Source organism: Roseomonas sp. FDAARGOS_362, assembly GCF_002754815.1.
Lineage (GTDB): Bacteria > Pseudomonadota > Alphaproteobacteria > Acetobacterales > Acetobacteraceae > Roseomonas > Roseomonas mucosa.
This window is the reverse complement of record NZ_CP024588.1, coordinates 3,408,151-3,429,319: the sequence shown is the minus strand read 5'-3', so window position 1 is coordinate 3,429,319 and position 21,169 is coordinate 3,408,151. Positions and strand designations below refer to the sequence as shown.

Genomic DNA, 21,169 nt, shown 5'->3' with positions numbered 1-21,169 from the left:
ATTGGCCGGCCGAGCAAGGCGCGGCGCGGCGCGGCGCGCGGCGGAACGCGAGCCCTGCGGGGGACGCGTGAGTCAGAAACTCCTTTTGCATTCATGGCCTGAAAGGCGCTAGAGTGTGGCTGCTGGCGCCTACTCGCGCCAGCGGCAGCTGGTTCCCCCTACCGGCTCGCCCGACCAAGACTCCGATCGGTAGTCGTCTAGAGTAACGGCGCCCGGCCTCCCCCCCTTGGCCGGGCGCCACTCTCCCCCCGGGGGAGAAGAATGACGTCCTGCGCCTGCGGGATGTCTTCGCACGTGCGGACGATGGCCACGAATGGCTTTCGGCCCGGCCTGGAGCGGGGGCCGGCACTTTTCATCCCTTTCCGTGGATACTCCAGGCCCTTCGTTCGAAGGGCAGATTCCCGCGTCCGGACGATGCCGTCTTCCGGCGATCTGCTCTAAGCTGACGCCTTCCCGACCCTCCGCTCTCGCAGGAGCCCGCCCGTTGATGTCCGATTTCGTCATTGCTCCGCCCGCCCAGCCCAGCCTCCCGGTTCGCGGCGGCGGGTCCTTTCCGGTGCGCCGGATCTTCTGCGTCGGCCGGAACTATGCGGAGCATGCAAGGGAGATGGGGTCCGACCCCGACCGCGAGCCGCCCTTCTACTTCACCAAGCCTGCCGATGCGGTGCTGGTGGGCGGCGCGGACATGCCCTACCCGCCCGCGACCAAGGACCTGCACCACGAGATGGAGCTGGTGGTGGCCATCGGCACCGGCGGCCGGGACATCGCCGAGAGCGATGCGCTGACGCATGTCTGGGGCTATTGCGCGGGGCTGGATATGACCCGGCGCGACCTGCAGAACGCCGCCAAGAAGACCGGCCGGCCCTGGGACATGGGCAAGGGCTTCGATCATTCCGCGCCGATGGGCGGGCTGGTGCCGGCGCAGGGGATCGACCCCGGGCGCGGGCGCATCGAGCTGAAGGTGAACGGGCAGACGCGGCAGGTCTCCGATCTCGGCCAGATGATCTGGTCGGTGCCCGAGGTCATCGCCAACCTGTCGCGGCTGGTGGAGCTCGCCCCCGGCGACCTGATCATGACCGGCACGCCCGAGGGTGTTGCCGCCGTGGCGAAGGGCGATGTGCTGGAGGGCTCGATCGAGGGCGTCGGCACGGTGCGCACGGTCATCGTCTGAGCGGACGGTACTGGATCTGCCTTGAGGATCGTCACCTGGAACATCAACAGCGTGCGCCTGCGGGCGCCGCTGCTGAGTCAGCTCGTCGATGCGCTGGAGCCGGATGTGCTCTGCCTGCAGGAGACGAAGTCGCCGGACGAGCATTTCCCGCATGAGGCGGTGGAGGCGCTGGGCTTCGGCCACCGGCTGATCCGCGGCATGAAGGGCTACAACGGGGTGGCGGTGCTGTCGCGCCGCCCCCTGCGGTTGCGGGAGGGCGAGCCCGACTGGTGCTCGCGCGACGACTGCCGACATCTGGGCGTGGATGTGGAGGCCGAGGGCGGGGCGGTCGAGCTGCACAATTTCTACGTGCCCGCCGGGGGCGACACGCCGGACCGCGAGGCCAACCCGAAATTCGCGCACAAGCTGGACTTCATCGGGGAGATCACCGCCTGGACCGCCGGGCGCGGCGCGGCGAAGCGGGCGGTGCTGGTGGGCGACCTGAACATCGCGCCGCTGGAGCACGATGTCTGGTCGCACCGGCAGATGCTGGGCGTCGTCTCGCACACGCCGGTCGAGGTCGAGGCGATGGCCGGCTGGCAGCGGGCGGGCGAGTGGCACGATGCGCTGCGGCATTTCGTGCCGCCGGAGGAGAAGCTCTACACGTGGTGGTCCTATCGCGCGCGCGACTGGGAGGCCGCGAATCGCGGACGCCGGTTGGACCATGTCTGGGTCAGCCAGGACCTGGCAGGGAAGCTGCGCTCACACACCGTGCTGAAGCCGGCGCGGAACTGGGCGCAGTGCTCGGACCATGTGCCGGTGCTGGTGGAGCTGGATCTCTGAGGGGCTGAGGAGGGGCGGCTCCGGTCCCCCCTTCCCTCGCCCGTGGCGCGCGGAGAGGGTATCAGCCGGATCATGGACAAGGACCGGCGACGGGGTTCCGCGCCTTCCCGGAGGGACGGCCCGGCGGAGGGGCCCGGGGGTGGACCGCGGCATGAACCGGGCGCCACGCGGGGCGGGCGGCCCGCCGTGCTGGGGGTTGGCGAGGTGGCGCGGCGCAGCGGGATCGCCGTCTCCACCGTGCATTTCTACGAATCCAAGGGGCTGATCGAGGGCTGGCGCAGCGAGGGCAACCAGCGGCGCTATCCCAGGGCGGTGCTGCGGCGGATCGCCATCATCCGCATCGCGCAGCGGGCGGGGATCCCGCTCGCCACGATCCGTGCGGCGCTGGCGGACCTGCCGCACGACCATATGCCCAATGCGGCGGACTGGGCGCGTTTCAGCGCCGCCTGGCGGGCCATGCTGCAGGCGCGGATCGACGGTCTGGTGCAGCTGCGCGACCAGTTGACCCGGTGCATCGGCTGCGGATGCCTGTCGCTGGCGGAATGCCCGCTCCGCAATCCGGGGGACCGGCTGGGCGCGCAGGGGGCGGGGCCGCGATTCCTGCTGGGCGACGGGGAAGACGCCCCTGAGGGAGAGCGGGAGGGGGATTGACCTCAACCATGGTTAAGGTTCTAGACGGGATGCCGGCACAAGCAGAGGGAGCCGGCCATGCCAGGATTCGAAGGGAAGGGGATCGTCCGGGAGGGGACGGTGCATCCGGTGGAACGGAGCCTGCCCGCCGCGCCGCGCCCGGCGCCGGCCCGCGCGGGCCGGACGATGCCCTGGTTCGTGGCCGGGCTGCTGGATGCGCGGAACTTCGGATGGGTGGCGCGTCTGCTGCTGACCCTGGTGTTCTGGAGCAGCGGGCTGGCGAAGCTGCTGGATTTCCGGGCCAGCGCCGCGCTGATGGAAGGGTTCGGCCTGCATCCCGGCTGGGCGGTGAACCTGGCGGTGCTGCTGCTGCAGATCGGCGCCTCGGCGCTGATCATCCTCAACCGCCAGGTCTGGCTCGCCGCGGGGGCGCTGGCGGTCTTCACCCTGCTGACCATTCCCGTCGCGCATCCCTTCTGGGCGAAGTCGGGTGAGGAGGCCTTCCGCGACCTGACGGTGGCGCTGGAGCATGTCTCGCTGGTCGGCGGGCTGATGCTGGCGGCCATGCTGGAGCGGCGGCCCCGGCATGGCTGGTGAGGCGCGAGGCGGGCGGCAGAAGCCGGGAAATCGCCTATAAGGCGGCGCCATGATGCCGCCGCTCCCCTGCCCTCTTCCGCTCCGGGTCTTCCGATGAGAGTCCTCGCCCTCGATGGCGCGCTGGCGCGGTGTTCCGCCCTGATCCGGGAGGATGGGCGCGTGCTGGCCCGGCGGGTGCAGGACGGGCCGCGCGGCCATGCCTCGCTGCTGCCCGCCCTGGCGCGGGAGGTGCTGGCGGAGGCCGGCGGCGGGGCCTGCGACGCCGTGGCGGTGACGGTGGGGCCGGGCGGCTTCACCGGGCTGCGGGCGGCGATCGCGCTGGCGCGGGGCTTCGCGCTGGGCTGGGGAGTGCCGTGCCTGGGGGTGACGCTGGGCGAGGCCTTCGCCGCCAGCCTGCCGGAGAGCGAACGGGACGGACAGGCGCTCTGGGTGGCGGTGGACACCAAGCGCGGGCGGATCGCGCTGGAGCGACCGGATGCGATGCCGGCGGTCTTCGCCGCCGCGGACCTGCCGCGCCCCATGGGGCCGGTGCTGCTGGCGGGCGATGCGGCGGAAGCGGCGGCGGAAGCCCTGCGGGCGATGGGAGCGGATGTGCGGCTGACGGCGTTGCGCCTGCCGGAGCCGGAAGGCGTGGCGGCGGTGGCGGCGCAACGCCTGCGGGGCGAGTTGCCGCCGCGCGAGGCGGAGCCGCTTTACCTGGAACCGCCGGCGGTGCGGGGCTGATGCGGCTGCGCGACGTGGGGGTGGAGGAGGCGGCGCGGCTGGCGGTGCTGCATGCCTCGACCTTTCCGCCCGCCGAGCGCTGGGGCGAGGTGGCGATCCGCTCGATGCTGGAGGCGCGCGACAGTTTCGGCATCCTGGCCGGGGACGAGAGCGGCGAGGCCGGCTTCGTTCTGGCGCGGGCCATGGTGGGGGAGGCCGAGATCCTGACCCTTGCCGTGCGGCCGGAACGGCGGCGCGAGGGCGTGGGCGCGGCGCTGCTGGGCGCGGCCGCCATGGCGGCGGCGGCGCGCGGGGCGGAGGCGCTGTTCCTGGAGGTGTCGGAGCGGAACGCGGCGGCGCGGGCGCTCTATGCCGGGGCGGGCTGCACCGAGGTCGGGCGGCGCAGGCGGTACTATGCCGACGGGTCGGACGCGCTGGTGCTGCGGCTGGACCTGACGGGCGGGGCGTAAAGGGCCGACCCTGCGTTCTTGATGCGTTCCAGGCGATCGGCTACGCCGTTGCCGCCCATGGCCAGAAAGCGACGGATGTGACGTTCCCCCGGCTTCTTGTCACCGACACGATTACCCCGGAAATGGAGGCCGTGATCGGCGGCGGGCTGAACGCCTTCAACGATGTGGTCACCGGCCAGGCGGACCGGCAGCCGGTCGCCGTTGTGGCGCGCGACCCCGGGACCGGTGCCATCCTGGGCGGGGCGACGGGGCGGTCGTCGCTGGGGCTGCTCTTCCTGGACCTCTTCTACCTGCCGCCGGAATGCCGGGGCGCGGGGCTGGGCAGCGCGATCCTGCAGGCCTTCGAGGCGGAGGGGCGTCGGCGCGGCTGCGTGGCGGCCGTGCTCTACACGATCAGCTTCCAGGCGCCGGGCTTCTACGAGCGCCATGGCTGGCGCCGCTTCGGCGAGGTCGCCTGCCTGCCGCCCGGGACGAGCCGGATCTTCCTGTCCAAGACGCTGTAGGACCGGCCGCTTCCCGGCGGGGCCGCGATCTGCTTAAGCCCTGTTCCCATGGCACGCATCTGGATCGCGCTCGGCGCGCTTTCGGGACTCCTGGCGGTGGGGCTTTCGGCCTGGGCCGCCCATGCCCCCTTCGCCGCCGCCCCGGAACGCGCGCGGCTGCTCTCCCAGGCCCTGACCATGCAGGGCTGGCACGCGCTCGCCCTGCTGGCGGTGGGGCTGCTGGCGGAACGGCGGGGCGGGCTCTTCCTCAACCTCGCCGGGCTGGGCTTCGGGGTGGGCACGGTGCTGTTCTGCGGAGCGGTGTGGTCGGTGGCCGTGCTGGGGCGCTCCCTCGGCGTGGTGGCGCCGACCGGCGGCGTGCTGCTGATGCTGGGCTGGGCCTGCCTGGTCTTGGCGGCGCTGCGCCGCTGAGGCGGTCTGCGGCCCCCTGATCCGCCAAGGGCCGTGATACGCCCGGAGCCGGCCGGCGGCGGGGCTGAGCCGCGGGGCCGTGCCTCTCCGATGGCTCATGGCGCACCGGGTCCCCGCCTGCCCGTCCAGGAAGCTTCGCCGGCAGTCCGATCATGGCTGGCAGGAGGCTTGCCCGATGGGATAGCATAGCCCCCTACCCTATCGGCATGGAGGGGACGTGACCCATACGATCGGGAACAAGAACAAGCTGATCGCCCGCGTGCGGCGCATCAAGGGTCAGGTCGAGGCCGTCGAGCGTGCCCTGGAGGCGGAACTGGGCTGCGCGGATGTGCTGATGCTGGTCGCGTCGCTGCGGGGAGCTGTCCACGGCCTGAGCGCCGAGGTGATGGAGGACCACATCCGCAACCACGTCGCGGACCCGGACACCGACACGGACCCTGAGCGCGCCAAAGGTGCCGCCGAGCTCATCGAGGTCGTGAGGACCTATCTCAAATGAGCGCGCCCCGGGACCACGCCCTGGCGGCGGGCGAGCATGAGCATGTGTTCCTCGGCGAGGGCCATGCCCGCAACGAACGGCGCACCTGGTTCGTCATCGCCCTTACCGCCACCATGATGGTGGTGGAGATCGTCGCCGGCGGGATCTTCGGCTCCATGGCCCTCGTCGCCGATGGCTGGCACATGTCCACCCATGCGGCCGCCATGCTGATCGCGGCCCTGGCCTATGTCTACGCGCGCAGGAATGCCCGCAACCGCCGCTTCACCTTCGGGACCGGCAAGCTGGGCGACCTCGCCGGATTCTCGAGCGCCATCGTCCTGGCGATGATCGCCCTGCTGATCGGATGGGAAAGTGTGCTGCGCCTCCACGCGCCCGTTCCGATCGACTTCCCGCAGGCCATCGCCGTGGCCGCCATCGGACTGGCGGTGAACCTCGCGAGCGCCTGGCTGCTGAGGGACGGGCATCACCACCATGGCCACGATCATCATCATGGCCACGACAACAATCTGCGCGCCGCCTATGTGCATGTCCTGGCGGATGCGCTGACATCCGTGCTGGCGATCGTCGCACTCGGGGCGGGCAGCCTCTATGGCTGGCTGTGGCTCGACCCGGTGATGGGGGTCGTCGGCGCCCTCGTCATCGCCCGCTGGTCCTGGAGCCTCATCCGGGACGCGGGCCGCGTCCTGCTGGACTACCTGCCGCCCGGGGAGGAGTTGCCCGACGAGATCCGTGCCGCGATCCAGGCGCCGGGCGACACGATCACCGATCTGCATGTCTGGCAGCTTGGCCCCGGCCACCACGGCGCGATCCTGTCGATCGCATCGGCGGCGCCACGGCCACCCTCCTATTACCGCGGAAAGCTGGCGCGGATCCATGAGCTGTCGCATGTGACGATCGAGGTCGAGCCAGCCGGGCCGCGGGGGGCCTGATCTCCCCCGGCGGCAACCACGGCCCTCCCCGGGGCGGAGGAAGGCCGGGGAAGGCGGGCTTCCCCGGGGCGGCGGATCAGGAGGCCATGCCCATCTCCTCGGCGACGAGGCTGACCCAGTAGCCGACGCCATAGGGGATCGCGTCGTCGTTGAAGTCATAGGTCGGGGTGTGCAGGCCCTCGGAGGTGGCGCCGCCGGCGCCCTGGCCCATAAAGACGAAGGCGCCGGGCCGGGCCTCCAGCATGGCGGCGAAATCCTCGCCGCCGGTGACGGGGGGCGCGTTGCCGTCCACCTTGCCCGCGCCCACCAGGGCGCTGGCGGCGGAAACGGCGATGGCGGTCTGTTCCGCGTGGTTCACCAGGGCGGTGCCGCCGCGGTTGTAGGCGACCTCCGCCGTGCAGTGGAAGGACGCGGCGAGGCCGGTGGCGAGCTCGCGCATCCGGCGCTCCATCGTGTCGCGCACGTCCTTGGTATAGGAGCGGCAGGTGCCGCCGAGCGTGACCTCGGCGGGCATGACGTTCAGCGCCCCGAGCGAGCCGCCATGCACGGCGCCGACGCTGATCACCGCGGAATCCACCGCTGCGACGTTGCGGCTGACGATGGTCTGCAGCGCCAGGATGAACTGCGCCTGCAGCACGAGGACATCGGTGGAGAGATGCGGCGTGGCGCCGCCATGGCCGCCCGTGCCGCGGAAGGTGACGGTCCAGCGGTCGCCGGCCGCGAGGGCGGGGCCGACGCGGGTCATGAAGGTGCCGAGCGGGTGGCCGGGCTCGTTGTGCAAGCCATAGACGGCATCGACGGGGAAGCGGTCGAAGAGGCCGTCGGCCAGCATGGCCTTGGCGCCGCCGCGGCCTTCCTCGGCGGGCTGGAAGATGAACTGGACCGTGCCGCCGAAGCCACGGTTCTCGCTGAGGTACCGGGCGGCGCCCAGCAGCATCGTGGTGTGGCCGTCATGGCCGCAGGCATGCATCAGCCCCTTGTTCGTGGAGGCATAAGGCTTGCCGGTCTGTTCCTCGATATAGAGCGCGTCCATGTCGGCGCGCAGGCCGATGGCACGCTGCCCCGGCGCCTTGCCCTTCAGCGTGCCGACCACGCCGAAGCGGCCGACGCCTTCCGTGACCTCCAATCCCCATTCGCGCAGCTTCGCCGCCACCAGGGCGGAGGTGCGGTGCTCGTCCATGCCGATCTCGGGATGGGCGTGGATGTCGCGGCGGATGGCGGTCAGCTCCGGCTGGAGCTGGCGGATGCGGTCGAGAAGGGCGTCGTTCATGGGCGTTTCCGTGCAAGGCGCAGGCCAGGTGACAGGAGACGGCGGTATGGGACGGTGCGCAAGAAGGGTTGGCGGTTCTGTCCTGCCCAACCCCCGGGGGAGAGGCGCTGCCTCTCCGCCCGGCCCCCCTCTCCGCCGGGGACCGAAGCCGGTCCCCAGACCCCGGGCCTGAGTTGACTCTGTGCGGTTGCCGTCAGCCTGCAACCCGATCCCGGGGAGCAGGTGGCGACGCGGGGCTCGGAAAGAAGAAAGACACCTTGTCCGCGTGGGCGGCACCGGCAGCCCGCCGGAGAGCATGGCTCTCCGGCGCGATCCGGCCACAAGGAGAACCAACTCATCGGGTCCAGGGCCCGCAGGGTCCTGGCGGATAGGGGTTTGGGGAAAGGCGGCGCCTTTCCCCAAGGGCAGGCCGCTTCAGCCCGGCCCGCCGAGCCTGGGCTGGGTGCCGTGGCGCTGGCGCAGGGCGTCGAGGCGGTCGGCGAGGCTGGTGGGGGCGGGCAGGACGCCGGCGGCCTGGTTCATGGCGGCGGCGATGTTGGGGTCGTCCTTCTCCGGCTTTGTCGGGGCCAGCAGCTTGGCCTTGGCACTGGCGGCCTCGGCCTGGGCGAGGTCGCGGGCGGCGGCGTCCTGCATCGCCTTGAGCGCCACGCTGAGGCCGCTGGTAGCGCCGGAGAGGCCGGCGGCCTGGCGGGCAGCCTCGGCGCGCTGCTCGGCTATCTCGCGCTGCTGTCCGGCGCGGGTCATGTCGCGCTGGGCACGGTTCAGGGCGTCGCGCGCCGTGCGGAGCTTCTGGCCGGCCTGGTCGTAGGCGCCCTGGAGCATGTCCACGAACTCCTTGGCATCCACCGCGTCCTGCTTCTCGCGGTCCACCTCGGGGGCCATTTCCTCCAGCATGTTGAGGAGGGTGGCGAGGGACTGCTCGATGCCGGACTTCCTCGCCGGATCGGTCTCGGCGGCGGACTGGCGCTGGAGGACCTCGGCGGCGGCCATGCGCTGGTCGGAGAGCTGCTGGATGGCCTGGGCCTCGCGGGCCTCCTTCTCATAGGCCTGGCGGGCTTCGGCGACCTGCATGCCCAGGCGGTCGAGATGCTGCTCCATGGTGCGGAGCTCGGCCTCGGTGGCCGATTTCGGGTCCCAGCGCACGATGGCCTCGATGGCGCTGTTGACGGCCTGGTCGGTCTTCACGCCGACGAGGTTGCGGATGAAGGCGAGCATGGCGGTTCTCCCAATGGGCTTCGGGGCGGAGGGTGGTGCGGCAACGCTTCAGCCGGCCATGGCGCCGGCATTGAGCAGGGCCACGGCGATCTGGGTGCCCACCAGGGCGATGGCGGCGGCGGTGTTGCCCGTCTCGATCGCCGCGCGCAGGCCCCGGAAGATCCAGGCGACCAGCGCGAAGACCACGAGCTGGATCACCAGGGCGACGAGGCCCCAGACCAGGATGTCGATGGTGAGCCGGCTGGTGGCCAGGGTGGCGGCGAGCGGGATGGCGAGCGAGACCAGCGTGCCGCCGAGCACCACCCCGGCGGCGGTGTTGCCCGCCCGCATCAGCGCGACCTCGTGGAAGGGTGTGATCGCGATATAGGCGGCGGCACCGGCGGCGAGCAGCAGCAGCGTCACGCCGAACTGCACGATCAGCACGGGGATGCCCGCCGCCAGGGTGTTCAGGATCGCGTCCACGGGTGGCTTTCCTTCCGGGATGGCTGTGTCAGCCGGCGAGGCCGAGCGAGGCGGGGTTGAGGTCGATGCCGGCGCGGATCTCGACCCAGGCGGAGGAGCCGTCCTCCACGCTCTGCACCAGGATGTATTCGGTCTGCGGCGCGGGGGCGGGGGCGCCGGTCGGGGCGGCGTAGAGCATGGCGAGGCAGCGGCGCTCACGGGTGCCGGCGGTGGTTTGCAGGCTTTCGCGGAGTTCGCGCGGGGGGACGGGCTGGCTGCCGGGCTGCCAGAGGCGGGCGTAGCGCCGGCCATCCCTGGTCTGGAATTCCGGCCAGCCGATCATGCCTTCCCGGGGGTCGAGCCAGGCCTGCCATTCGGCCTCGTCCGCCGGGGTGACCTCGTCCAGCAGGGTGAAGTAGCGGCATTCCTCCGGCGTGCCGTCGGGGCCGGGGTGGACCTGCAGCATGGGCGAGTCCTGGCCGGGGAGGTAGAGGCGCAGCAGGGATTCACCGGCACCGGCGCCCGCGATCTGGCCGAGGCCCTCGACGCTCAGGCGCTGCGCGGCTTGCGGCGCCGCCGCCTTGAGCGAGGCGCCGGCCAGGAGGAAGGGCGTCGGGTCCAGCGTCACGGTCATGCCGAGGCGGTAGCGGTCGGGCGTATAGCCCTCGCCCGACATCTTGTGGCGCAGCATGTCGCCCGCGCTGGCGATGCTGCCCATGGTGCCGGTCCGGTTCATGCCGCCCTCTCCCCCGCTGCTGCCATTCCCTGGGCCGGACCGCCGGTTCCGCGCCATGGCCAGGGCGCCGAGCAGGCCGCCGCCGACCACCACCACGCCCAGCACCATGCCGATGCCCGCGCCATGATGCTCCGTTGGCGTGACGGCGTCGCGGTTGGCGGTGGCGACCTCCGGCGGCACGTCGGGGGGCAGGTAGTCCGGGTCGCGCGGCTGGCCCTGCTGCTGCGCCAGGGAGCGGTCGAGCTGGTCGAGCTGGGCGCGGATCTGCGGGTCGTTGCGCGCGGCCTGCTCCGCCTGGGCGCGCCAGTCGCGCAGGGCGGGGTCATCCTGGTGGTTGCGGAAGAAATCCGTATGGCCGGGGCGGTTCAGCGTGCTGAGCAGGAACCAGAGGAAGGCGGCGTCCCACATGCCGAAGCCGCGCGGGCCGGAAAGCACCGCGCCGCCGGGGTTCCAGCCCCGGTCGCGGTACCAGTCGGGGCCGCCATAGGTGCCGCGCGGGGCGGTGGCGCGGCCGGTGTTCCAGTTGCCGCCCCAGGAGCCCCCCCAGCCACCCCCTTGGCCGCCACCCTGGTTCCCAACGGGGGGCCCACCGGGGGCCCCACCGGGGGCCGGGACCGGCGCGGGGATGCGGCGGCTGGCCTCGCGTTCGCGCATCCGGCGCAGGGCGTCGCCGGCGGCCTCCCGGTTGTAGGAGCGGTCGGAGGCCGAGCCGCCCATGCCGGGGATGCGGCCGAAGCCCGAATCGGGGCGGGCATAGCCGCCGCTGGACGGGGTGCGGGAGGGGGCCGCGTAGCCGCCGAAGGAAGGGGTGCGCGGCGCGGCGCCGGAATAGCTGGGGCGCGAATAGCCGCCGCTGGAACGCGCCGCGCCAGGCCGGGCCAGGGCCTCCGCCGCCGGAAGGGCGAGCAGGAGGCAGGCAAAGGCGGCGGACAGGAGGCCCGGGCGGACCTGCCGGAGACAGGACATGCCGCCATGCATAGGCGATCGGGCGCCCGGCGGCGAGGAGGCAACGAAAATGTCACCCGGCGGTCCGGGCGGCGGTTGCGCCGCCACCCGGCCCAGGGACCTCTCCCCCGGAGGGGCGAGAGCCTCAGCGGAAGTAGTAGGCCGCCACGGCGGACTGGTAGATCAGGCTGAGCAGGTCGCGGCCGATCTGGAAGTATTTCGGATCGAGCCGGGGCATGGCGATCAGCTCGTCGCCCGGGCTGGGCCCCACGGCCGGGTCGAGGATGATCTCGCCGCTGGCCTTGCGGATCATGATGTTGCGGATGTCGCCCCGGTCGGCGAAGCCGCCGGCCTGGTCGATATACTGCTGCACCGTCATGCCGGCGCGCCAGACCACGGTGGTGGGGGAAAGGACCTCGCCCGCCACCATCACCGTCTGGCTGCGCTCGGGGATCACGATGGTATCGCCGTCCTCCAGCCGCACGTCGGCGCAGCGGCCGTTGCGGTCGGAGACGACGAGGCGCCCCTCCGGCTTGATGCGCCGGCCGCGCTGGATGTAGCCGAGCACGAGCTGCGCCTCGGTGTTGCGGATCTCCGCCACGCCGGTGGTGGCGGCAGTGGACATGAAGAGCTGCCGTTCCAGCCGGTCGAGAGATTCGTTCAGCGCGCGCTGCTGCTGCGCGGCGATGCGCGGGCGCAGCAGATAGACCGAGGCGGTGTCGGCCAGGCGCGGGTCCACCGACACGTAGTCGAGGAGCTGGCAGAGCCCGACATCGCGTTCGGCGATCAGCACGGAGGGGCCGATGCGGCTGCCCTCGATGTTCACGCGCACCGTGGGCGGCGGGGCGTCGGTGATGAAGCTCACCACGTCCTGGTCGCTCAGGGAGAGGCTGCGGAGCTGCGCCGTGGTGACGTAGCGGGCATAGGGCTGGCCGCTGCGGGTGCCGCGCACGACCACGTTGGTGGCCGCCGGCAGGGGTGCCGCGAGGTCGATCAGCTCGGCACCCGACATGGCGCGGCCCGGCACCTCGAAGAGGTAGTTGTTGCGGACCGAGCCGTTGACGCCCACCAGCGCGCCCTGCCTGGCCACGATGATGGTGTCGTTGTCCTGCATGGTGATGGCGGGAAGCTGGCCACGCAGCAGGAAGGCGTAGAGGTCGATCTTCGCGACGGTGCGGCCGCCGCGCTGGACGGAGATGTCGCGGAAGGAGCCGCGCACCGGATCGACGCCGCCGGCGCGCACCAGGAAGTCCAGCACCGTCTCGGCGCCGGAGCCGGTGTGGCGGCCGGGGGTGCGGACGAAGCCGGTGACGAAGACGCCGATGCGGTTGGCGTTCAGCAGCACGGCATAGACCTGGACCTGCTGCGTGTAGATGCGGCGGACCTCGGATTCCACGACCTTCTGCAGGTCGCCCGAGCGGGTGCCGGCGATGCGGATCGGGCCGATCGAGGGCAGGAAGAGGTTGCCGTCGGGATCGACCTGGCCGACCGCCTCGGCCTCCACCGCGCCCCAGACGCGGACGCTGACGCGGTCGCCCGGGGCGATGCGGTAGTTCGGCGTCGGCGCGTCGATGGCGCTGGGCGAGTTCCGGGTGAAGAGCGAGGCGCCGAAGACGGCGCGCGTCGGGCCGGGAAAGCGGTCGGGCTCCGCCAGGGGGCCGGTGGCGTTGGCGCCACCCTCGGCCTCGGTGGCGGCGCCCTCGCGGTTGATCTGCGTCTCGCTGCCGAGCAGGCGGTCGATCTGCGACGGGGCCAGGGAGTTGTCGGAGCCGCCGCCATTGGCGGTCTGGCCCGACAGCCGCCCGGGCACGGCCTGCCCCACCGTCTGCTGCGACTGCTGCAGCATCTGCGGCAGGGTCTGTGCCTTGGCGGCAGTCGGCAACAGCGGCACCAGCAGGGCCGCGGCCAGGATCAGCGCACGCATCTCATGCATCCCCCAAACAACAGTGACGCCAACCTGTCCCCCTCCCCGGGGATCAGGAGGCGTGTTCCCGAACGCCGGCGACGACGAGCCAGCCCATCGCGTAGAGCACGCAAAGGATCGCGAAGAGGCTGCCCAGGATGAATCCGGCCTTCGGATACTCGGCCTCCTGGGCCATGTTCGGCTCCACCACGCGGGCCAGGAAGAGTGCCTGGCGCTGCGCGTCCACCCGCGCCGTCTCCAGCGAGGCGGTGGCGGAGGCGAGCTGCTTGTCGGCGAATTCCCGCTCCAGCAGCAGGCGCTCATAGCCCGCGAGCTGCTGCGGCAGCGCCTGCCGGCCGTCGGCCGTGATGCGGGCGCGCTCGATGGCGATCTGGCGCTCCAGCGCGTCGATCCGGTTCTGCACGTTGCGCAGCTCCGGGTTGCCGGGGCGCAGATAGGCGGTCTTCTCGATCAGCTCGGCACGGGCCTGGGTCAGCGTCGCCTCCAGCTTGGCCACGATCTCCAGGCTGGCCTTGGCCTCGCTGGCGGGATCGACGAGACGCTCGCGGACGCGGAAATCGGTCACCGCCTCGCGCGCCGCGATCACCCGCTGCTCGGCGCGGGTGACCTCGGCGCGGGCGACGTTCAGCGTGTTCTCGCGCGCGCGGTCGCCGAGCTTGTTCACGAGCCCTTCGGAGAGGGTGAGCAGCGCCTCGGCGACGGCCTGGGCGTCCTCGGTCCGGAAGGCGCGCACGCTGAGCGTGACCGTGCCGGAGGAGCTGTCATGCGAGACGTTGACCATGCGCTTGTAGTACTTGAGCAGCCGCTCCGCCGGCGGGTCGCTGTCCCAGAGCCGCGCCACGAGATCCGCCTCGGGCCGCCGCCAGATCTCCACGAGGTTCAGCGTCCGCTGCACGCCGTCCAGCGCGTCGCGCGACTTGATGAAGTCCACGATCGCCAGCGCGTCCTCGTTGGAGGAGGTGAATCCGGCCGAGGTCAGCAGCGAGCCGAGGGCGCTGGAGGCGGTGGGCCCGCCGGAGCGGGTGCGGACGAGGAAGCGCGCCTCGCTCTGGTACTGCGGCGTGGCGACCAGCAGGAAATAGGTGGAGGCGATGAGCATCGGCAGGCCGATGACCAGCAGGATCATGCGGTAGCGGTGCAGCAGCGCCTGCAGCCGGCCGCGGCGGCGCGGCAGCGGCGGCAGGACGTTGCTGCCCTCGAGGCCGCCTGTCGCGTCAAAGGGACTGATAGGCGGCGATAGCTTCATCGACATCCTCGTAGAAATCCAGGCGGCCCTGGCGGAGCACGCCGGCCGTCCGGCAGAAGAGGCGGACCTGTTCCGGGCTGTGGGAGACCATCAGCAGGGCGGAGCGGGACAGGCGCTCCTCCATGGCCTGGTGCGTGCGGTCCACGAAGCGGGCATCGCCGGCGCCCACGGCCTCGTCCACCAGGTAGCAGTCGAAGTCCACCGCGAAGGAGAGGCCGAGCAGGAGGCGGCTCATCATGCCGGCGGAATAGGTGCGGACGGGTTCGTGGAAATAGGGACCGAGCTCGGCAAAGTCCTGCACGTAGTCGAGGACCTGCCGCACCGGGATGCCGTAGATGCGGGCGATGAAGCGGGCGTTGTCGGCGCCGGTGAGGCTGCTCTGCACGCCGATGCCGGAGGCGAGCGGCCAGCTTACCGACATGTCCTTCCAGACCCGCCCGACGGTCGGCATCTCCACGCCCGCGAAGATCCGCAGCAGCGTGGACTTGCCGGCGCCGTTGCGGCCGAGGATGCCGACCGCGTCGCCCGGATGGACCACCATGTTCACGCCCTGGAGCACCTGCTTCACCCCGGCGCGGGTGTGGTAGGCCTTCCAGACGTTTTCCAGCACCAGCATGGCGTCAGTACATGCTCAGCTTGCTGCGCACGGCGCGCAGCGCCAGCATGCCGGTGACGTTGCTGCCGACGATCCATTCGAGGATGTAGACCGTGTCGTAGTAGGAGGGGAGCTGGTCGCCGAACTGGCCGTCGCGGATCATCTCGTGGATGTTGATCAGCGGCATCCAGAGCAGGATCTCGCGCCATTCCGGGGAGAACCAGTTCAGCGCGAAGAAGGCGCCGGAGACGGGCATCAGCAGGTAGGTCACGGGGTGGACGAGGCGGTCGAAACCTTCCCAGCGCCCCCCGGCCGAGGCCAGCAGGAGCGACAGGCCGTGGCTGAGCAGGATCATGCAGGACACGCCGAGCAGCAGCAGGCCGGGATTGGCCGGCGGCTTCTCCGCGACAAAGGAGCAGACCGCGACGATCACCACGATCACGCCGAGGATGGCGGAGGATTCGAGGATGTTGCGCGCCAGCATGATGTCCAGCAGCGTCACGCGCTGGTGGTAGAGCAGGGTGAGGTTGGAATGGATCGCGCTGGGGGCGCGGGTGACGACGGAGCGGAAGACGAAGAAGGGCACGTAGCCGAACATCGAGAACAGGAAGGGATCGATGCCCCCCGGCATGTCATGCCCCGACAGGGAGTGGAGCATGCCCACCGCCGTGCCCAGGGTCAGCGGTTCGAGGAAGAGCCAGAGGAAGCCGATGTTGTGGCGGCCGAAGCGCGTATGCAGCTCGCGCATGAAAAGCGCCCCCACCACGGCACGCTGCACGTGGAAGGATTCCAGCAGGCTCGGCTTTTCCCCGTAGGAGATGCTCACGTCAGGTCACAACTGTCCGAAGGTGCCGCCACTGAGCAGCGGACGGGTGGGCACCCAGCCGAGGGCGGGGTCCTGGCAATAGACGCGGCTGCCGGGGGCGCCGCCGATCTGCACCTCGCGGCAAGGGCGGCCGGAGGCGGCGTCATAGGCGCGCACCACCCGCACGCTGGCGACGCGGCCGCCATCGGGCAGGGGCAGGCTGGCCTGCTGGCCTGGCTGGGCCTGTCCGACGAAGGCGCCGATCGCATCCGCCTGGCGGGCCGGCGGCAGGGGCAGGTTCGGGCTCGCGGCGGAGGCGGCGGCCGGGGCAGGCTCCCATGTCAGCCCGATGCCGCGACCGCCGCATCCGGCCAGCAGGAGCGGAAGAAGGAGCAGAAACACTCTCATACCGCGAAAATCCTGAAGTTTGCCCGGCATTTCATCTACCCAAGGTAGCCGATCCCGCAACTGCGAGTAAAATGGTTAACGGATGAAATTGACCACTCCTCTTACGGTTACGGAAGCGATGCTGGCTTCCTGGCCACACCTTCCCGGGTTCTGGCCGGATGCCGTGCTGGTCCGGGAACGGGTCGGGGTGGGGCCGCTGCTGCTGCGGGAGGGCGATCCGGCGCCGCGGGGCTGGGCGGGGCTGGTGCAGCGGGTCTCCTCCTCCCCCTTCGATCCGCCGGGCTTCGCCGGGCACCGGGCGCCGCCGATCCTCTTCGCGCCTGGCCTGGCGGGGACCGCGGGCCCGGAGGAGCGGGACGAGGCGGCGGCGCTGGCGCGGCGCCACCGGCTGGGCGGGCCGCCCGGGCTGCCCGATCCCGGGGGCGAGGCGCTGGGCGGCGAGGTCCGCGGGGATGCGCTCTGCTTCACGGAGGCGGCGGCGCGGCGGATCCTGGCGGAAGGGGGGAGGCCGGTGCTGACGCGCGACCCCTGGACGGGGTTCCTGCCCGGCCCCGTGCCGGGCGCGGCGCGGTTGGAGCGGCGCGTCTCGCCCTGGAGCCTGATCGACCTCGCCACGGAGATGCAGGGCGCCATCCGGGGCGCGGGGTGGGCCATGGCGGTGCTGGCGCGGATCGCGGGCCTCTCCTGCCCCGATGCGCCACCGGGCGACCTGGCGGAGGCGCGGGCGGCGGACCCGTTCCGGCGCAGCCCCCTCCCCTTGCCCGAGGCGATGGAGATGCTGCGCTTCTGGCGGGAGCGGGAGGGGGAGAACCGGCGCGTCTCTGTCTGCCTGGGCATCGCGCGCTGGAAGCGGGCGCAGGTCGGCGCGCTGCTGGGGCGCGACAACGGCGCGGCGCCATGCTTCGCGGAGAGCGCGGAAGGCGCGCTGCGGATGGCCCGCACGGCGCAGGAGCGGGGCGAGGCCGGCGGGATCGCCGTCTGGGCCTCGCGCAAGAAGCCGGGACTGCGCGCGCAAGGGCTGCCGGTGCTGGCGCTGGAGGATGGCTTCCTGCGCTCGCGCGGGCTGGGGGCGCGGTTCCTGCCGGGGGCCTCCTACTGCCTCGACGGGCGCGGGGCCTATTACGACCCGGCGCAGCCCTCGGATCTGGAGCTGATCCTGCAGCGGGGGGTGGCGGACCGGGCGCTGCTGGCACGGGCGCGGGCGCTGCGCGCGGCGATCGTGGAACGCGGCATCGGCAAGTACCACCTGGGCGGGGAGGTTCCGCCCATCGCGGCACCGGCGGGGCGGCCGGTCCTGCTGGTGCCCGGGCAGGTGCAGGACGATGCCTCGGTGCGCTGCGGCGGCGGGGCGATCCAGTCCAACCTCGCGCTGTTGCGGGCGGTGCGGGCGGCGCGGCCGGAAGGGTTCATCCTCTACAAGCCGCATCCGGACCTGGAGGCGGGGTTCCGCAAGGGGCGGATCGCGGCGGCGGAACTGGCGGCGGTGGCGGACCAGGTGGTGGTGGGCGCGCCGCTCTCCGGCCTGTTCCCGCTGGTGGACGAGGTGCACACGCTGACCTCGCTTTCCGGCTTCGAGGCGCTGCTGCGCGGCGTGCCGGTCGTGACCTACGGGCGCCCTTTCTATGCCGGCTGGGGACTGACCGAGGACCGGGCGCCGGAAGGCTTTCCGCCCGGGCGGCGCGGCGTGGCGCGGTCGCTGGAGGAGCTGGTGGCGGCGACGCTGCTCCTCTACCCGCGCTACATCGACCCGGTGACGCTGCTGCCCTGCCAGGCCGAGCTGATCCTGGAACGCCTGGAAGATCCCGACGCCTGGAAGCTCTCGCCCCTGACCCTGCATCGCGGGCTGGAAGGGCGGCTCCGGCGCTGGATCGCGCGGCTGGCCGGGCGGCGGTAGGGGCGTTCGGACACGCCTCGCGGTTGCCGTTGCTCTGTCCCGGGTGAAAGGCGCTGCCTTTCCCCCGGACCCCCTATCCGCCAGGACCCTGCGGGCCCTGGACCCGGTTCGTTTGCGCTCGCTGATGCCGGATCGCGCCGGAGAGCATGGCTCTCCGGCGGATTGCCGGTGCCGCCCGTGCGGAAACGGTGTCTTTCTTTTCGGGAGCCCCGCCTTTCCACCTGCTCCCGGGGATCAGGCCGCAGGCTGGCGGCCATCACGCAGAGCCAGCTCAGGCCCGGGGTCCGGGGACCGGCTCCGGTCCCCGGCGGAGAGGGGGGCCGGGCGGAGAGGCTGCGCCTCTCCCCCGGCGGCCAGCCATGAGGCGCAACGCCCGAAAGGCCATCCTATCGCGACGGAACCGGGACCGGCGTCTCCATCCGCTGTGGTGGGGATTCCGCGAGGGGGTTGGTGGCGGCGCCGATGGGCGGCGGGACCGGGGCGGCGAGAGGCGGCAGGGCGGGCGCGGCGGTGAAGTCCAGCACGGGGGCGTTCAGCAGCCCGTGGTGCAGGCGGTGGGTGGCCTGCCGCACGGCGACGGCGAGGCCTTCCTTCGCGTAGTAGACGCCGCGGATGTGCAGGCAGTGGGCGATGCCGCGCAGGAAGCCCTCGCGCAGCGCCATGTCGGGGCGGGGCGGGTCGCGCCAGAAGGCGTCGAGCGGCCCGGCATGGGTGAGGCCGGGAATCCTGTAGATCGCCTGGCCCAGCGCGTGGGTGGGCAGGTTGTCGATCAGGGCGCGCAACCCGACGGTGCTGTTGACGGTGATGACGCCCTGCACGCTTTCGGTGATGTGGCCGAGATTGCCGCCGCCCAGGTAGTGCACGCGGCCGGCCACGCCGTGGCGCTGGGCGATGCGGCGGACGCGGCGCTTCCAGCGCTTGATGCCGGGGTCGAGCGGGTGGACCTTGACCAGCAGCTTCGCCTCGGCGGGCGCGTGGCGGGCGAAGGATTCGATCACCTCCTCCATCGCCGTGTCGAGGTCGGGGTAGTGGGAATAGGCCCGCAGGGAGAAGTCCGTCTCCATCTGCATGGCGAAGAGGAAGAGCAGGCCCTTGCCCTGCAGCGCGCGCACGATGGCGTCGGCGCGGCGGTTGTCGTGGCGCCGGGTCAGCAGGCGCAGCAGCGTGCCCGCATAGACGGGGATCGGGTGATAGAGCTGGTGGCTGCGGTGGTGCGGAAAGGGCCAGCGCAGCATCGCCGTGAGATGGTAGGCGATATCCCAGGCGGCCTGGCGCGGGAAGCTGTCGCGGTGATGCACCACGAGGTCGGGCGGCGGCAGGTTGCGGCCCATCTCGACGATGGTCTCGGGGTCGCGCGGGAACCGGCTCTCGGCATTCATGCCGTCGCGTTCCAGGACGATCCAGTCCGGGCGGATATAGCCGAAATCCGTGGCCACGACGCGCATGCCGCGGCGTCGGGCGATGGCGATGGCGGCGCGGTGCATCGGGCGCTGCTCGCCCAGAAGCACGAGGTCGGTGGCCTGGCGCTCCTCGCAGAGCGCCTCGAACCAGGCGGGCCAGTCGCCGAGGCGGCCACGGTAGCTCACGGCGTCGGGGCCGTGCCAGATCAGCCAGTCGCCGGCATTGAGGTTCACGCGCAGCACGTCGTGGCCGAGGGCGCGGAGCTCGGCGCCGACAAGGCGGAAGAAGGGGCTGATCGGCCCTTGCAGGAACAGGAAGGACTTGTGCCCGGGCGGCGGGGTGCCGGCGCGGGTGGCGGCGATGGCGTTCATGCGGGAGGCGTCGCCTCCAGCGGTGCGTGCCAGACGCGCCAGCGCCCGGTGACGGGGGCGCGCAGCCGCGTCATCGCGGCCAGCATCGAGGCATTGTCTTCCAGGATCCAGGAGACTTCGAGGCGCTGCCAGCCACGGCGTTCCGCCAGGGCGATGGCCTCGGACAGCAGGGCGCCGACGGCCATGCGCGAGACCTGGCTGCGGCGGAAGGCGCGGCGGATGCCGAGCAGGGGAATGCGGGCGGAGCTGGTGCGGCCGGCCAGCGCGCCGGCCATGCCGAGCCAGCCGGAGGGCCAGAGGCGGCCGCCGAGCCGGTGGGAGATTTCCTCCAGGTTCGGCACCACGGCGCAGAGGCCGACCGGCTCGCCCTGCCATTCGGCGAAGAGGACACGGCCGGAGGCGAGCAGCGGGCGCAGCAGGCGGCGCATCGTGTCGGACTCGGCGGCGGTGACGGGTTGGGCGGCCCAGTTCTGCGCCCAGGCATCGTTGTAGAGCGCGCGGATCAGCGCGACCTCCTCGCCCAGCCGCCAGGGGTCATGCGGGCGGATGCGGAGGCTGCCGCGTCCCGGCCAGAGGGCCAGGAGGGAGGCGAAGCGGGCGCGGTGGGTCTCGGCGGCGATGTCCAGCGTGCAGGCGAGGACGTCCTTCTCCCGCCGCAGGCCGAGCGGGGCGCCGGCTTCCTCCAGCAGGGGCGGCAGCCAGGCGGGGTTGCGGGGCATGCGCAGCATCGGCGCCTCCCCGCCTTCGACGCGCAGGCCGATCTCGTGGTTCACCGAGAAGGAGAAGGGGCCGCGCAGGGCGGTGGCGCCCCAGGCGGCGAGCTGCGCGGCGGCGGCGCCGAGCAGGGCGCGCAGGATGGCGGGGTCCTCCTCGCAGGCCAGGAAGCCGAAATGGCCGATGCCGCCGGTGGAGCCGTCGCGCGGCAGGGCGGCGCAGATGCGGCCCACCGGCTCCGCGCCGCGCAGGGCCAGGAAGCGGGCGATGTGCCATTCGCCCAGGGCGGTGTTGAAGCCGGGATCGAAGACGCGGCGGCTCTCGAAGAGCAGGGGCACGGTCCAGCCCGCCGCCTCCCCGCCCAGGCGCGCGGGCAGGTCGAGCCAGGTGGCGGCCTCCGGCGCCGAGGCGATCCCGACGATGCGGAGCGGGGCCGATGCCCGCGCCATGGCGGGCGCGGCCATCGTTCCGGC

Annotated in this window: 22 protein-coding genes; 11 read left to right on the top strand and 11 right to left on the bottom strand. The window is 72.2% G+C overall.

Going from position 1 to position 21,169, the window contains the following annotated elements:
• Positions 1–487: 487 nt before the first annotated feature.
• The 10 genes from CTJ15_RS20140 to dmeF all read left to right on the top strand — a co-directional run bounded on the left by CTJ15_RS20140 (position 488) and on the right by dmeF (position 6,731).
• On the top strand, positions 488–1,171 hold the full coding sequence (locus CTJ15_RS20140; RefSeq protein WP_019462792.1) for a fumarylacetoacetate hydrolase family protein: 684 nt from the start codon (positions 488–490) through the stop codon (positions 1,169–1,171).
• 21 nt (positions 1,172–1,192) lie between these two features.
• Positions 1,193–1,993, top strand: a complete 801-nt coding sequence (locus CTJ15_RS20135; protein ID WP_019462793.1) for an exodeoxyribonuclease III — start codon at positions 1,193–1,195, stop codon at positions 1,991–1,993.
• A gap of 186 nt (positions 1,994–2,179) precedes the next feature.
• The gene (soxR, locus tag CTJ15_RS20130; protein ID WP_019462794.1) at positions 2,180–2,644 is read left to right on the top strand and encodes a redox-sensitive transcriptional activator SoxR; all 465 of its coding nucleotides are present in this window, start codon (positions 2,180–2,182) and stop codon (positions 2,642–2,644) included.
• 57 nt (positions 2,645–2,701) lie between these two features.
• A complete protein-coding gene (locus tag CTJ15_RS20125; protein ID WP_226945999.1) occupies positions 2,702–3,220 on the top strand; it encodes a DoxX family protein in 519 nt (172 codons plus the stop codon).
• Positions 3,221–3,313: 93 nt separating this feature from the next.
• Complete coding sequence (gene tsaB / locus CTJ15_RS20120) at positions 3,314–3,943, top strand: tRNA (adenosine(37)-N6)-threonylcarbamoyltransferase complex dimerization subunit type 1 TsaB (RefSeq protein WP_099781894.1); 630 nt, start codon at positions 3,314–3,316, stop codon at positions 3,941–3,943.
• The gene (locus CTJ15_RS20115; protein WP_075823193.1) at positions 3,943–4,392 is read left to right on the top strand and encodes a GNAT family N-acetyltransferase; all 450 of its coding nucleotides are present in this window, start codon (positions 3,943–3,945) and stop codon (positions 4,390–4,392) included. The genes tsaB and CTJ15_RS20115 overlap by 1 nt, the downstream gene beginning before the upstream one ends.
• Before the next feature lie 77 nt (positions 4,393–4,469).
• The gene (locus tag CTJ15_RS20110) at positions 4,470–4,895 is read left to right on the top strand and encodes a GNAT family N-acetyltransferase (RefSeq protein WP_226945998.1); all 426 of its coding nucleotides are present in this window, start codon (positions 4,470–4,472) and stop codon (positions 4,893–4,895) included.
• A gap of 48 nt (positions 4,896–4,943) precedes the next feature.
• Positions 4,944–5,306: a DUF423 domain-containing protein gene (locus tag CTJ15_RS20105; RefSeq protein ID WP_075823191.1), complete on the top strand. Its 363-nt coding sequence runs from the start codon at positions 4,944–4,946 to the stop codon at positions 5,304–5,306.
• Positions 5,307–5,523: 217 nt separating this feature from the next.
• On the top strand, positions 5,524–5,802 hold the full coding sequence (locus CTJ15_RS20100) for a metal/formaldehyde-sensitive transcriptional repressor (RefSeq protein ID WP_075823190.1): 279 nt from the start codon (positions 5,524–5,526) through the stop codon (positions 5,800–5,802).
• A complete protein-coding gene (dmeF, locus tag CTJ15_RS20095) occupies positions 5,799–6,731 on the top strand; it encodes a CDF family Co(II)/Ni(II) efflux transporter DmeF (protein ID WP_075823189.1) in 933 nt (310 codons plus the stop codon). Before CTJ15_RS20100 ends, dmeF begins: the two co-directional genes overlap by 4 nt.
• A gap of 76 nt (positions 6,732–6,807) precedes the next feature.
• On the opposite strand, the gene CTJ15_RS20090 is transcribed toward dmeF, so the two are convergent.
• From CTJ15_RS20090 to CTJ15_RS20050, 9 genes are all read right to left on the bottom strand, one after another.
• A complete protein-coding gene (locus CTJ15_RS20090) occupies positions 6,808–8,001 on the bottom strand; it encodes a M20 aminoacylase family protein (RefSeq protein WP_075823188.1) in 1,194 nt (397 codons plus the stop codon).
• A gap of 414 nt (positions 8,002–8,415) precedes the next feature.
• Positions 8,416–9,216, bottom strand: a complete 801-nt coding sequence (locus CTJ15_RS20085; protein ID WP_075822786.1) for a hypothetical protein — start codon at positions 9,214–9,216, stop codon at positions 8,416–8,418.
• A 48-nt stretch (positions 9,217–9,264) separates the two neighbouring features.
• The gene (locus tag CTJ15_RS20080) at positions 9,265–9,678 is read right to left on the bottom strand and encodes a DUF350 domain-containing protein (RefSeq protein ID WP_019461967.1); all 414 of its coding nucleotides are present in this window, start codon (positions 9,676–9,678) and stop codon (positions 9,265–9,267) included.
• Between the two features lie 28 nt (positions 9,679–9,706).
• A complete protein-coding gene (locus tag CTJ15_RS20075; RefSeq protein ID WP_126281920.1) occupies positions 9,707–11,359 on the bottom strand; it encodes a DUF2491 family protein in 1,653 nt (550 codons plus the stop codon).
• Positions 11,360–11,483: 124 nt separating this feature from the next.
• Positions 11,484–13,262, bottom strand: coding sequence for a polysaccharide biosynthesis/export family protein (locus CTJ15_RS20070; RefSeq protein ID WP_226945997.1), 1,779 nt, complete (start codon positions 13,260–13,262; stop codon positions 11,484–11,486).
• A 52-nt stretch (positions 13,263–13,314) separates the two neighbouring features.
• On the bottom strand, positions 13,315–14,514 hold the full coding sequence (locus CTJ15_RS20065; protein ID WP_226945996.1) for a Wzz/FepE/Etk N-terminal domain-containing protein: 1,200 nt from the start codon (positions 14,512–14,514) through the stop codon (positions 13,315–13,317).
• Positions 14,477–15,124 carry an ABC transporter ATP-binding protein gene (locus CTJ15_RS20060; RefSeq protein ID WP_019461971.1) on the bottom strand — a complete coding sequence of 216 codons (648 nt, stop codon included), beginning with the start codon at positions 15,122–15,124 and terminating at the stop codon, positions 14,477–14,479. The genes CTJ15_RS20065 and CTJ15_RS20060 overlap by 38 nt, the downstream gene beginning before the upstream one ends.
• 4 nt (positions 15,125–15,128) lie before the next feature.
• The gene (locus CTJ15_RS20055) at positions 15,129–15,929 is read right to left on the bottom strand and encodes an ABC transporter permease (RefSeq protein WP_083755561.1); all 801 of its coding nucleotides are present in this window, start codon (positions 15,927–15,929) and stop codon (positions 15,129–15,131) included.
• Between the two features lie 6 nt (positions 15,930–15,935).
• Positions 15,936–16,316 carry a DVU3141 family protein gene (locus tag CTJ15_RS20050; RefSeq protein ID WP_157223116.1) on the bottom strand — a complete coding sequence of 127 codons (381 nt, stop codon included), beginning with the start codon at positions 16,314–16,316 and terminating at the stop codon, positions 15,936–15,938.
• Positions 16,317–16,434: 118 nt separating this feature from the next.
• Here CTJ15_RS20050 and CTJ15_RS20045 point away from each other — a divergent pair, with 118 nt between their 5' ends.
• The gene (locus CTJ15_RS20045; RefSeq protein ID WP_099781892.1) at positions 16,435–18,210 is read left to right on the top strand and encodes a hypothetical protein; all 1,776 of its coding nucleotides are present in this window, start codon (positions 16,435–16,437) and stop codon (positions 18,208–18,210) included.
• Between the two features lie 386 nt (positions 18,211–18,596).
• Here the strand turns inward: CTJ15_RS20045 and CTJ15_RS20040 are convergent, their stop codons facing one another.
• Both CTJ15_RS20040 and CTJ15_RS20035 read right to left on the bottom strand, forming a co-directional pair.
• A complete protein-coding gene (locus CTJ15_RS20040; protein ID WP_075823545.1) occupies positions 18,597–19,982 on the bottom strand; it encodes a capsule biosynthesis protein in 1,386 nt (461 codons plus the stop codon).
• Positions 19,979–21,145, bottom strand: coding sequence for a GNAT family N-acetyltransferase (locus CTJ15_RS20035; RefSeq protein ID WP_193009627.1), 1,167 nt, complete (start codon positions 21,143–21,145; stop codon positions 19,979–19,981). Before CTJ15_RS20035 ends, CTJ15_RS20040 begins: the two co-directional genes overlap by 4 nt.
• Between the last annotated feature and the right edge of the window lie 24 nt (positions 21,146–21,169).